The following is an 11417-nucleotide window of genomic DNA, read 5'->3' as shown; positions in this document are numbered from 1 at the left end:
GTGGCGCTCGCACCGAAGACCTGTCTCAGGGCCTCGTCCAGGGTCGGCGCGAAGCCGATCCGATCACCGAACACCGCGGCTACCCGCTGCAACGTCGGGTATACCGCGTTCTCCCGCGCCTGGACGTAGTACGGCTCGATATAGAGCAGGCCACCGGCCACCGGCAGGGTGAGCAGGTTCCCCTGGATCGTCTGCGATCCCTCACCCCGCAGCAGGCTCAGCTCCTTGGAGATCTCCCCCTTGGACTCGATGAGGTTCTGCACCTGTACCGGCCCGTTGATGGTCACGCCCTTCGGTAGCCGTAGCACCTGGAACTCTCCGTAATTACCCGGATCGCTCGACACGGCCATATAGGCCGCGAGCTTCGACGAACCCTTCGCCAGCAACGGCGAGGTCAGATTGAATGAAGGCTGCGAATGATCAACGAGCTGGCTGTACACGTAGAAGGGTGGTTGTGGCTGGTTCTGGTTGTCCGGTGACGGCGAGACCGCCCAGAAGTCCTCCTGGGAGTAGAAGTCACGCGGATTGAGTACATGGTAGGAGGCGAGAAGGTCCCGCTGGACCTTGAACAGGTCCTCCGGGTAACGCAGGTGCTCCAGCAGCCCGGCCGGCATTTCCTTCTTCGGTTTGACGGTCCCGGGGAACGCGCTCATCCACGTCCGGAGTACCGGGTCGGACTCGTCCCAGGCGTAGAGGGAGACATTTCCGTCGTACGCGTCGACGGTCGCCTTCACCGAGTTGCGAATGTAGTTGACCTCGCTGGCCCCCTGCGCGGACCGGTTTGACGCGCGGCCCGTCACGGCATCGGCGGTAACCGAACCGAGTGTCTTACGCTCGGCGTATGGATATCCATCGGACGTGGTGTAACCGTCGAGGATCCACACCACCCTCCCGTTGACGACCGCCGGGTAGGGATCGCCGTCGAGCGTGAGCCAGGGCGCGACCTGACTCACCCGCTCACGCGGGTTGCGGACGTACAGAATGCGGGACTTCCCGGTTATGTCACCCGACAGCAGTATGTTCTTCTCCTGGAACCGCAACGCGAACAGCGCCCGGCGAAACGTCGAGCCGATCGACACGCCGCCGGAACCGTCGTACGTCGTCGTCGACTCGCTGTTCTCAGTCGCGCCCGGTCCGTCGATCTCCGCCTGCTTCGTGCCGACGATCGAGTACCCTGGAAACATCTCACCGAAGTAGATCCGGCTCTCGGTCAGGCCCAGCGGCCCGGTGGGTGGCAGGTTCAGCTCAGCGAACTTCGGCTGCCCGAGTTCGTTAATGGTATTCGCCGGCGCCGCGACGAAGCCCTTGCCGTGCGTGTATGTCAGATGCAGATTAATCCAGTTCCGCTGCTGCTCGGAGAGACCGTTCTGGTCGAGTTCCCGGACGGAGACCACATAGTCGTGGGTCGCGGGCTGGCCGTCCGATCCGGCGACCGTGTAGCGGTCGATGTCCAGCGACGGCGGGAAGCCGTAGTAATTGCGGATCTGCTGAAGCTGGTCGTAGGTCAGGGACAACCGGTTGGGATCCAGCAGGCGGACATTGGACAACGTCGCCGAATCAGCACCGAGCTTCGCGGTGTCGGGAGTGGTGCCCGCATTATAGGGCTGTGGGTCTATCTTCTGTATCGCGTATGCCGCGCGGGTCGCCTCGATGTTGCGGCTGATGTAGGGCGCCTCACGGGACGCCTCGTTCGGCCGAACCTGGAACTGCTGGACGATCGCCGGATAGATTCCGCCGACCACCAGGGCTGACAGCACCAGTATCCCCGCGGACAGCAGGGGCAACGTCCAGCCGCGCTGGAAGATGTTGTAGATGAACAGCACCGCGCACAGCAGTGAGATGAACAGCAGGATGAGTTTGGCCGGCAGTACGGCATGGGTGTCGGTGTAGGAGGCACCGTTGACGACCCCGCGCGAGGAAAACACCAGCCCGAACCGGTCGAGGTAGTAGGCCCAGGCCTTGAGCAGGGCGAGTAGCCCCAACAGGACGGATATGTGCGCCTTCGCGGCCGGCACCACCCGTTCTCCCTGGGTCTGCAGCCGGATACCACCGAACAGGTAATGCGTCAGCACCGCCACCAGCAACGACAGCACCACGGTCGTCAACAGAAAACCCAGCAGGAAACGCTGGAACGGGTACGTGAAAGCGTAGTAGCTGATGTCACGATGGAACTGCGGGTCCCGTTGCCCAAAGGGTTTGCCATTGAGCCACAACAGCCACGTCCGCCATCGACCGGATGCCGAGACACCCGCTACGATACCGAACAACGCCGAGACCACGATCAAGATCAAGACCGAATATGGTTCAACCGCCACCCGGTACCGCTCGAGGTTCTGCTGCTCGAGTGACAGGGGGCGGATCGGCGGTCGCAGTCGGTACGCGAGCACAAGGTTGGTGCCGACCGCCACGGCCATCAGAGCACCGAAGAGGACGAACAACAGTATCCGTGTCGACAGGACGGTGTTGAAGACCTTGCTGAACCCGACCGACCGGAAGAAGAGGAGGTCGGTGTAAAGCCGCGTGAAGACACCCAGCAGGATGATCAGAACAATGACCACAAGCAGCGCGGGGATGAGGATGCGGGTACGCGCCACCAGTGGTCTGCGGGCTGCTGCCACTCGCTCCTCCTTGCGTCCGGGGCAGACGACCGGGTTGTCCGCCTGGAACGCAACCTACGCCAGTGCCCGGGTGGCGCCATCGGAGAGGATGCGCTCGTGACGAGCCCCGACATCAACGAGTTGACCGCTGTTGTGCTGGAGGTCGAACGACACGTGGCCGACCTGGGCTGGGATCAGCCCAGCCAGGTCTACGCGCTGGCCGACACCTCCGAACTCATCGCCCGCGAACCGACGCTCGCCGCACACATTGGCGACACCGCGCCCGGTTCACTCACCCCCGTCGAGCAGGAACCCCTGCCCGCCGGCCGCCTCGACGAGGTGCTCGCCGCAATCGGCTGGCCGCCGGAGGTTCTCGGCTGCGTCCTTGTCACCGAGCTCGTGGTCCTGCCGCCCAGTGCTGAGCAGGAGACTCCCTACGATGAACGGGATATCGAGATATGGGCGGCCAACCACCCCGAACGCCAGGACGTCCGGCTCGCGGTCGGAGTGACCCGGGACGGGCAGCACGCGTCATGTCTGCGGGTCCGCGGCGACGACGAGCTCGTGGTCGACCCGGACCTCGCGGACAGTCTCGTCGACGGCCTGCTGGCGACCTTCGGCTGAGCGGTCGGCGCCGGTCGCTCTGAACGGGCCTGAAGCGGGTCGGCGGGTCTAGCGGGTCAGCAACCAGGAACGGGGGCCTGGGGGCTATCGGCGAGCGCATTCAGGTCGTCGATAGCTCCCTTGAGCGTCTCGACCCGCACCAGCCTGAGGCCGGCCGGGGCCGATTCCCGGGCATCCGGGCAGTTTGCCGCCGGTACGAGAAAGACGACCGCACCTGACCTGCGAGCACCGAGAAGCTTCTGCTGAATACCCCCGATCGGACCAACTGTGCCGCTCGCGTCGATGGTGCCGGTACCCGCGATCGTCCGACCGCCCGTGAGCTGACCCGGCGTGAGAAGATCGATTATGCCGAGCGCGAACATGAGACCGGCACTCGGTCCACCCACGTCGGTGAGTTTGATCTCGACCGTGAAGGGATAATGCTGCTTCTCGGTCGTGGTGATACCGATGACCGGACGGCCCGGGTCGTTGCGCGCCGCGGCAGTGGTGATCGACGTCTGGGTGGGCGCATCGCCGTCACGACTGAAGGAGATCGTCACGGGCTGCCCCGGACGGACCCGGAGGACCGCCTCCTGCAGCTGCTGCGGGGTGGTCACGGCGACGCCGTCGACCGCCACGATCACGTCGCCCGCACGCAGCTTACCGGCGGCGGGCGACGATGCATCGATGATCTCGTGCACAACCACGGACGTGCCGGTCGGGGTGATCCCGAGCTCACCGAGAGCCGCGGAGGTAGCCTGATCCTGCGAATCGATCATAGCCGCGGTGTTCTCCTGGCGGACCTGCTCGTCGCTCGTGCCTGGTGGCTGCACCAGCTCCCGCGGGACCACGGCACGGTCGCCGTCGAACCAGCCGCGGACCGCGTCCAGCGCACTGAGCTTCGGTACCTCCTCGACCGTGGTGAGATCAAGGTTCCCGGACGTGGGATAGGTTTTGCGGCCAACGATCTCGATCAGCGGCTTGCCGTCGGGACGTCCGAGCGTGTCGGTCACCGGCCCCGGCGACAGCATCACAAATGGCACGGGCAGCCACAGGCCCATTACCACGAGTACCAGCGCCAGGACAGATGCGACGAGGAGTGTCTGGATACGCCGCGCCATGGCTGGCAGTCTAGAACCTGTGATTCGCGGCCTGATGGCCTGGCTGCAGCGACCAGGCCGGCAGTATCCCGGGGACTACGGCCTCCGGGCGCGCGATCTGACGATCATCGCGCACACTTTGGCCCTCCAGCTAGGCCGGGGACTACGGCCTCCGGGCGCGCGATCTGACGATCATCGCGCACCCTTTGGCCCTCCAGTACGGAAATCAACTCACCGGGGATCAGGCGGACCGGTCGTGGCGGGGGTCGGCAGGGCTGGGGGCTGCAGGGATGCGGCACGCACAGACGGACCGCGCGCAACGTCCATGGGCCGTGCAAGCGCGGCCATGCTGCGGCGGTAACCCTCCACAGTGATCAGCGCTTCGGGCCGGCGTTCCGGGCGTGAACGCAGAGCGAGCCAGACGAGGGTGACAAGGACGGCGATCGGCGGGATGAGCAGGAACCACATGGCGGCCTCGGCGTCGAGACGGGGGAAGAGGGAGGCGAAGCCCATGGTAGAGGCCACGTTCAGCACGCGCCTACCCACTCCGACGAACCGTCCAGAAACACCTGGCGCTTCCAGATCGGAACCTGGGCCTTGACGTCGTCGATCAGTTGACGACACGCCGCGAAGGCCTCGGCGCGATGCGGGGCCCCCACCGCAACGACCACGGCGATGTCACCGATACCGAGCAGGCCGATCCGGTGGGTGACAGCCACTGCTTCTACCGCGTGAGCGGCGGCCACGGCGGTGGCCACCCGTTCCAGCTCGGCACCGGCCCGTGGATGGGCGGTGTACTCCAGTTCGGCCACGCCATGCCCGCCATCGTGATCGCGCACCGTGCCGATGAAGACGGCGATGCCACCCACGCCTGGCCCCCGTACGGCGTTCAGGCACTCGTCAACCGACAACTCCGGTTCGCGGATCGCCACAATGACAGCCTGGCCGGTACGGATGTGGCTCACAGGTCCGACCGTAGGGTATCCGCGCGACCGGCGCGTCATCGTCATCAGCCGAGGCCCGGGTGGGCGATCCCGACCGTTGCGGTGGCCGTATCGTGATGTCGTTTCGGCATCAGCGGGAAAACGCACTACCGTTGGTGCATGTCCGGATCCATGGGCCACGGGCCTCACGTCACATCCTCCCGGCTGGGACGCCGACCATGAGCGACGGCTTCCCGTTCGGGTTCACCCCGGGCGGATCGTCCCCGGCCGGCGGCTCCGGTATGCCGTTCGGCACCGGAGCTCCGTTCTTCGCCGAGCTCGAGCGCCTGCTGGCCTGGCACGACGGGCCCGTGAACTGGGAGCTCGCGCGACAAGTCGCGGTGCGTACGCTCGGCGACGCTGACCGCGCCGTGTCCGACGCCGAGGTCGAAGACGTCCGCCAAGCGGTCCGGCTCGCCGACATCTGGCTCGACCCGGTGACGACGCTACCCGCCGGAGCGACCACCGCCGAGGGATGGACGCGTGGCCGCTGGATCGAGGTGACACTGCCCGTCTGGCGGACGCTGTGCGATCCGGTGGCCACGAGGGTCGCCGACGCCATGCGCGGCGGAATCTCCAGCGGACTCGCACAGATGGGCGATGCGGGCGGTGGGCTGCCGCCTGAACTTGCCGCACAGATCCCGCCAGGCGTCGACCTGAGCCAGCTGGCGGCCGCAGGCGGGCCGATCATGCAGATGGTCAGCCAGGTCGGCGGGATGTTGTTCGGCGCTCAGGTCGGCCAGGCGATCGGCCTGCTCGCCCGTGAGGTCGTCTCCTCCACCGATGTCGGGCTGCCGCTGAGCCCACCGCGCACAGCCGCGCTCGTCCCGGCGGGTGTCGAGGCGTTCGGTTCGGGCCTGGGGATCGACACCAGCGAGGTCCGGATCTACCTGGCTCTACGCGAAGCGGCGTCCCAGCGCCTGTACGGCCATGTCCCGTGGCTGCGCGCGCACGTCCTCGGTGCGGTCGAGGAGTACGCCCGAGGTATCGCGGTCGACTCCGAAGCGGTTTCGCGGGCGATGGGGATGATCGACCCGACCCGGATCATGGATCCGGCGAGTCTGCAGGAAGCACTCGGTGAGGACGTCTTCGACGAGGCGACCACACCTGAGCAGACCGCGGCGCTGGCACGCCTGGAGGTGATCCTCGCCCTGGTCGAGGGCTGGGTGGAGACCGTCACCGACACCGCCGCCACGAAGAACCTGCCCGGTGCGTCCAGGCTGCGGGAGATGGTGCGCCGCCGCCGCGCCGAGGGTGGGCCAGCCGAGCAGACCTTTGCCACGCTTGTGGGCCTCAACCTGCGCCCGCGCAAACTGCGCGAGGCGGCCACGCTGTGGCGGGCCGTGGCAGAGCTCCGGGGGATCGACGGACGCGATGCCCTGTGGGCACACCCCGATCTGCTTCCGAGCGCCGATGATCTCGCTGACCCGCAGGGTTTCGCCGCGGGCGACACCAGCACGGTGGGCGACCCCATCGCGGAACTGGAGCGGTTGCGCGACACCCCCGCCCAGGAGGAGCCTCCCCGGCCGCAACCACCGGACGACGCAGGTCCCGCCATTGATCCGCGTGGCGGTCGTTGACCGCCACCGCTACGCGGCCATAGCTTGGCGGACACGAAGTCCCCGGTCACCGGCGGACCCTCCAGAAGGGGAAGCTGGAGAGCCCGGCCGCGTGCCGGGGGCTTCTCACCGATCGTCAGATCGCGCGCCCGGAGGTCGTAGGCCCCACAGCACCGACCAAAGGGCGCGCGACGATCGTCAGATCGCGCGCCCGGAGATCGTAGGCCCCACAGCACTCGCGGGGGCGAACGACGGCGGGCGTCGGTCGAGTTGCGCCTGGATCCCCTCAGCCGCCTCGCCGTTGGCCATGGTCGTGGCTTGGGCGAGCGCTTCCCACTGCAGGATCCGATCGAGATCGTCGGCACCGCTCAACGCGACCTTGGCCAGTCTGGTCGCGACCGGCGCGGCCTCGGCGATCCGCACCGCGGTGTCCACCGCGGTCGCGACCAGGTCGGCGGCAGGCACCACAGCGTTGACCAGGCCGATCGCCGCAGCCTCCCGGGCGTCGACCATCCGGCCGGTGAAAATCAGCTCTCTGGCTCGGACCGCACCGACGACCTCGGGCAGCAACCGGGTGGCCGCCATCCCCGGATGCATGCCAAGGCGGGTAAAAGGCGCGCAGAAGGTGGCGTCCACCGAGGCGAAACGCAGGTCGCAGGCAAGCGCGAGACACAACCCGGCGCCCACCGTGGCACCGTTCACCGCCGCGATCGTGGGTACCTCCACCGCTCTGATCTTCAACCAGGTCCGGTAAAAGGTGAGCATCTTCGCACGCAACTGCTCGGTGCCGGCCGCTCCGCTCGTCCGCGGGTCGACCCAGTCGAGGTCACCACCGGCGCAGAACGCACTGCCCTGTCCCGTTACGATCACTGCCCGCACGTGCGGATCGGTGATGATCTCGTCCAACGCCGTCGACCAGGCCTGCGTGAGTGCCACGCTCATGGCGTTGCGCCGCTCGGGCAGAGCCAGTGTCAGCAGAATGACACCATCCGCGGGACGTTGGACAAGCAACGGTTCGGACACGATCGGCTCCTGGTGTCGCGGAAGTCGTCGGGAGGCGGAAGTCGTCGGGAGGCGGACGTCGCCCGGCGCCGCCGGAGCGGTCGTGGACCCGCCAGGCTGGCCATCCCGGACTTTCCCGACCCTAACCGAAGGCGGCGCCACCGTCGCTTGCGCGCCGCCGGAGGTTCCCGACAGGCGTTCCCGTGCCCCAGCAGAGGGCGCGATCGCCGAATCCGACAGGATGGCGTCGGGTCGGCCATTCGGGCCGGCCTTCTTCGTTGACAACCCGCGGTTCGTCACCGACGACCGACGGCGCGAGGGGAGAACGGGTGGCAGAGACATTCGAGGGCTACTGCGTCAAGTGCAAGGACAAGCGGCACTACCAGGGCGAAGTGCGGGTCAGTGAGTCCGGGCGCCGGATGGCGCGGGGCACCTGCCCGGTCTGCGGCACCACGATCAACAGGATCCTCGGCAAGGCCTGAAGCACATAGCTCTGACGCACACAGGACACATGTCGCAGGGCTCCCGCCCGGACCCCGGAACCCGGAGTCCGGGCGGGCCTGACTCCTCCAGCCGGCGGCCTGGGGACCCGGGGACCCGGGCTGCCGGCCGGCTCGGCCCTTGGACCGACGGTCGTCCACAGGCGCCGTCCGGAATTTCGACCAAATACGCCTGTTATCCACAGATGGGTCGATATCGGTATACAACGGCGACCGGCATGAGACTGTCAGGGCACGAGCTAGTCGCCTTCTGCCGAGGAGGACGCGGTGCGCCCCATCCTCAAGCCCGGCCTACGCCGGCTCTGGCGTGACGGGTCCACCCTGCAAATAGGCGTCGACCCGGTGCGGGCGATCGTCCTCGGCGGGCTCACCGCTCGGGACGCCTCCGTGCTCGACATGCTCGACGGCACCCGGTCGCGTGAGCAGGTGCTGAGCTCCCTCGACGCGGCCCGACGCGAACTCGTGGTCCTGTTGGAGGACACCGGCATGATCGAGGATGCGGCTCCCGCCGACCGCTCGCCACTGTCGATGTTGGACCACGAACGGCTGGTGCCGGACCTTGCGTCGATCTCCTTGGGCTCAACCGACCCGACCCATGTCCATCGGATGCTGCGGGCCCGACGCCACGCGCGGATCCAGGTCCGCGGTGCGGGCCGGGTCGGCGCGCAGGTGGCGACCTTGTTGGCCGCGGCCGGGATCGGCCATGTGGTCGTCGACGACACCGGGGTGACCAGGCCCGCCGATGTCGCGCCGGGCGGTGTGCGTCTCGATGACGTCGGCCGCCCGCGCTCGACGGCGACAGCCTCGGCGATCGCCCGGGTCGCGCGGCCCCTGGCATCCCGCGAAACCCGGCACCGGGCCGGCGCACCGTTCCGTCCCGATCTCGTTGTGATCACTCCGGCCGGAATTCCCGTTGTCCACCCGCACGAATCCCTTGAGTTGGAACGCACCGGCATCCCGCACCTGCTCGCCGGCATTCGCGAGACCACCGCAGTGATCGGGCCGCTGGTCCTGCCCGGCATGACCTCGTGCCTGCACTGCCAGCATCTGCACCGCGGCGCGGCCGAGCCCGCGTGGCCGCTGCTGGCCCTGCAGATGTCGCGCCGTCCGGACAGCGGCGTCGACGCGTGCGATGTGATGCTCGCCACTGTCGCTGCGGGTCTGACAGCGATGCAGGCCCTCTCCCTGGTTGAGTCCGGTGGTTGCGACCGGCGGCGCGACGGACCTCACGACGAGGGCTCCAGCCAGGAGTGGGGGCAGCCGCACCGGCTGACCGCCGGCGATCTGCCAACCATCGACGGAACCCTGGAAATGGCCGCGTCCGAGCTCCGGGTTCGACGCCGGTCATGGTCGGTGCATCCTTCGTGCCCCTGTCGAAGCGCTCGATTACTTACAGCCACGAATGTCGACGAGGTAATCAACCAACCCACAACCCGGTACACGACCCCTGATCGGGTGGACCGACCGACGTCGCCACCCCCACCCGGTTGAACATGTCCATTACAAAGAGTAGGAATGATGACCCGGATCACAGTCCCGCCTGCCTCCTGGCGGCAGAACAGGCACGATGGGGTTGTGTCCGAAATCCCAAAACGTGCGATCGTCAGAACCGCCAAGCTGGCGAGTCTTCCGCTGGGCATCGCCGGACGGGCCACAGTCGGTATGGGTAAGCGACTCGGTGGACGTCCCGCCGAGATCGTCGCCTCGGAGCTCCAGCAGCGCACGGCCGAGCAGATCTTCCGTGTTCTCGGTGAGCTCAAGGGCGGCGCGATGAAGCTCGGCCAAGCCCTGTCGGTCTTCGAAGCGGCGCTCCCCGAGGATGTGGCCCGGCCGTACCGGATGGCCCTGACGAAGCTGCAGGAGGCGGCGCCGCCCCTGCCGGCGGCGTCGGTCCACCGCGTGCTGGCGGACGATCTGGGCCCGGACTGGCGGGCGAGGTTTCGCGACTTCGACGACACGCCGGCGGCCGCGGCGAGCATCGGCCAGGTTCACCGGGCGGTGTGGGCGGATGGACGCGACGTCGCTGTCAAGATCCAGTATCCCGGAGCGGGGCCGGCCTTGCTCGCAGACCTCACCCAGCTCGCACGCGCGGCCCGGTTGTTCGGTGCGCTGACCCCCGGGCTGGACATCAAACCGCTGGTCACCGAGCTAAAGGCACGCATCGTCGAGGAACTGGACTACCGCCTGGAGGCGGCGTGGCAGGCAGCCTTCGCCGAAGCGTTCGACGGCGACCCCGACATCTGCGTGCCCAGGGCAGTCGCGGGCACCAACCACGTCCTGGTATCCGAGTGGATCGACGGCAGACCCCTGTCAAAGATCATAAACGAGGGCACGCCCGCCGAACGCGACCGGGCCGGGCTGCTGCTCGTACGGTTCCTGTACTCCTGCCCCGGACGGGTCGGGCTCCTGCACGCGGACCCGCATCCGGGCAACTTCCGGCTGCTGGCGGACGGTCGGCTCGGCATCCTCGACTTCGGCGCGGTCAGTCGGCTTCCCGACGGGCTGCCCGAACCCGTCGGCCGGCTCTGCCGGCTGGCCCTGCAAGGCGATGCCGACGCCGTCATGGCAGGTCTGCGGGCCGAGGGTTTCATCCTGTCGGCGGCCAAGATCAATGCAGCGGACCTCCTCGGGTATCTCGCGCCGCTCCTCGGTCCTGTCGCCACGGAGGAGTTCCGCTTCTCCCGTGACTGGCTGCGAGCGGAGGCCGTCCGCCTGGGCGACCCCCGCTCCCCCGCGGCCCAGCTCGGTCGTCAGCTCAATTTGCCCCCGTCCTACCTGCTGATCCACCGGGTGACCCTGGGAGCGGTCGGCATCCTGTGCCAGCTCGACAGCGCGGGGGCGTTTCGCGCCGAGATGCAGCGCTGGCAACCCGGCTTCGCCCCGCCAGGGTCGGCGGCGGCCGAACACGCCGCCTGGGCGAACCGGCCCGGACGCGGGCTACCGGCACTCGCCGTCGAAATGGATCAAGCCGGTCTCCGGCCGCTGCCGCTGCCACTACAGCTGCCGCTGGCGACGCCGCTGGCAACGCCGCTCGTGCCGGAACAACCCAGCCAGCCGAAGCGGACGAGAAAGG

The 11417-nt window shown here is 67.9% G+C and carries 10 protein-coding genes; 5 read left to right on the top strand and 5 right to left on the bottom strand.

All coding sequences use genetic code 11. The annotated features are described in order from the left end of the window. The coding region (locus U9980_RS12425) for a UPF0182 family protein (protein ID WP_322768046.1) at positions 1-2618 on the bottom strand (2618 nt) is incomplete at its 3' end. 96 nt (positions 2619-2714) lie between these two features. Here U9980_RS12425 and U9980_RS12420 point away from each other — a divergent pair. Next, on the top strand, positions 2715-3221 hold the full coding sequence (locus U9980_RS12420; RefSeq protein ID WP_322751095.1) for a PPA1309 family protein: 507 nt from the start codon (positions 2715-2717) through the stop codon (positions 3219-3221). Positions 3222-3277: 56 nt separating this feature from the next. Here the strand turns inward: U9980_RS12420 and U9980_RS12415 are convergent, their stop codons facing one another. The 3 genes from U9980_RS12415 to U9980_RS12405 all read right to left on the bottom strand — a co-directional run bounded on the left by U9980_RS12415 (position 3278) and on the right by U9980_RS12405 (position 5265). Continuing rightward, positions 3278-4321, bottom strand: a complete 1044-nt coding sequence (locus U9980_RS12415) for a PDZ domain-containing protein (protein ID WP_322768045.1) — start codon at positions 4319-4321, stop codon at positions 3278-3280. A 210-nt stretch (positions 4322-4531) separates the two neighbouring features. After that, on the bottom strand, positions 4532-4813 hold the full coding sequence (locus U9980_RS12410; RefSeq protein WP_322751093.1) for a hypothetical protein: 282 nt from the start codon (positions 4811-4813) through the stop codon (positions 4532-4534). A gap of 14 nt (positions 4814-4827) precedes the next feature. Further along, positions 4828-5265, bottom strand: coding sequence for a molybdenum cofactor biosynthesis protein MoaE (locus U9980_RS12405; RefSeq protein WP_322768044.1), 438 nt, complete (start codon positions 5263-5265; stop codon positions 4828-4830). A gap of 197 nt (positions 5266-5462) precedes the next feature. Here U9980_RS12405 and U9980_RS12400 point away from each other — a divergent pair, with 197 nt between their 5' ends. After that, complete coding sequence (locus U9980_RS12400) at positions 5463-6863, top strand: zinc-dependent metalloprotease (RefSeq protein ID WP_322768043.1); 1401 nt, start codon at positions 5463-5465, stop codon at positions 6861-6863. Positions 6864-7040: 177 nt separating this feature from the next. Here U9980_RS12400 and U9980_RS12395 read toward each other — a convergent pair whose 3' ends face one another. After that, positions 7041-7865, bottom strand: coding sequence for an enoyl-CoA hydratase/isomerase family protein (locus tag U9980_RS12395; RefSeq protein WP_322768042.1), 825 nt, complete (start codon positions 7863-7865; stop codon positions 7041-7043). 308 nt (positions 7866-8173) lie between these two features. Between U9980_RS12395 and U9980_RS12390 the strand changes: the two genes are divergently transcribed. The 3 genes from U9980_RS12390 to U9980_RS12380 form a co-directional block, all read left to right on the top strand. Then, positions 8174-8326 (top strand): DUF5679 domain-containing protein, encoded by a 153-nt coding sequence (locus U9980_RS12390; RefSeq protein WP_322751089.1) that lies wholly within the window; start codon positions 8174-8176, stop codon positions 8324-8326. Positions 8327-8611: 285 nt separating this feature from the next. Beyond that, positions 8612-9835, top strand: coding sequence for a ThiF family adenylyltransferase (locus U9980_RS12385; protein ID WP_322754067.1), 1224 nt, complete (start codon positions 8612-8614; stop codon positions 9833-9835). 84 nt (positions 9836-9919) lie between these two features. After that, the coding region (locus U9980_RS12380; RefSeq protein WP_322768041.1) for an AarF/ABC1/UbiB kinase family protein at positions 9920-11417 on the top strand (1498 nt) is incomplete at its 3' end.

The organism is Protofrankia sp. Cr1, assembly GCF_963555865.1.
Lineage (GTDB): Bacteria > Actinomycetota > Actinomycetes > Frankiales > Frankiaceae > Protofrankia.
The sequence above is the reverse complement of the archived record's forward strand: the minus strand, read 5'-3'. Positions and strand labels throughout refer to the sequence as shown.

Coding starts and splice junctions, on each gene's coding strand:
- U9980_RS12410 (WP_322751093.1), bottom strand. CDS start 4,813: ATGGGCTTCGCCTCCCTCTTCCCCCGTCTCGACGCCGAGGCCGCCATG.
- U9980_RS12400 (WP_322768043.1), top strand. CDS start 5,463: ATGAGCGACGGCTTCCCGTTCGGGTTCACCCCGGGCGGATCGTCCCCG.
- U9980_RS12415 (WP_322768045.1), bottom strand. CDS start 4,321: ATGGCGCGGCGTATCCAGACACTCCTCGTCGCATCTGTCCTGGCGCTG.